Genomic DNA, 778 nt, shown 5'->3' with positions numbered 1-778 from the left:
GCCCGTCGAAGCCCACCCCCGCCACCCTGCCAGCTACCAAGACATCCCCGGCTTCTGCCGCAGCGTGCCCCTGGCCGAAATCGCCCAGCACGGCCACGTGCTCACCCCTGGCCGCTACGTGGGCGCAGAGGCGGTGGAGGACGACGACGAAGCCTTTGCCGACAAGATGGTCAAGCTGACGGAGAAGCTGGGCGAGCAGATGGCCAAAGGCGCGGAGCTGGATGCGGTGATTCGGGTAAAGCTGGGGGGGTTGGGGTATGAGTTCTGAGGTCCAGCAGCACGCACTCGAATCGCTCTGCCTTCTCGTTGTTGACTGTCCGCATGCCACCCCAGCATGGACAGAGACGGGCGTGATTGTTCTTCGGAACCAAAACATCAAAGGCGGCAGACTCGATCTCTCGAACCCCAGCTACACCGACGAGTCGCACTATCTGGGAAGGGTTCGACGTGCCGCTCCGCAAGCAGGTGATTTGGTCATCACTCGCGAGGCGCCAATGGGCGACGTATGCCAGATTCCCGTAGGCCTGAAATGCTGCCTCGGGCAGCGGCAGGTGTTGCTGCGGCCTGATCCTGCCAAGGTGGACAGCCGGTTCTTGCTTTATGCACTTCAGTCACCCTACCTCCAGCATCAGATCGGGTGGAGTGAAGGAACAGGGTAAGCGACCAGCCGTACCACCTTGAACAGTCCCGCGACATCTCGCAAGATCGTGTGCACGTAAACCATCGTGGACACCATGCTCAAAGATTCAGAGACACCGAGATATGCGACGCGGCGTAC

At 60.9% G+C, this 778-nt stretch carries 1 pseudogene; it reads left to right on the top strand.

The window, feature by feature from the left end:
- Positions 1 to 268, top strand: a pseudogene (locus NFX52_RS30395) (SAM-dependent DNA methyltransferase); the annotation flags it as partial.
- Between the last annotated feature and the right edge of the window lie 510 nt (positions 269 to 778).

Source organism: Acidovorax facilis (assembly GCF_023913775.1).
Taxonomy (GTDB): domain Bacteria; phylum Pseudomonadota; class Gammaproteobacteria; order Burkholderiales; family Burkholderiaceae_C; genus Acidovorax; species Acidovorax facilis.
Note: the sequence above shows the minus strand (reverse complement) of the source record. Positions and strands in the feature narration are given on the sequence as shown.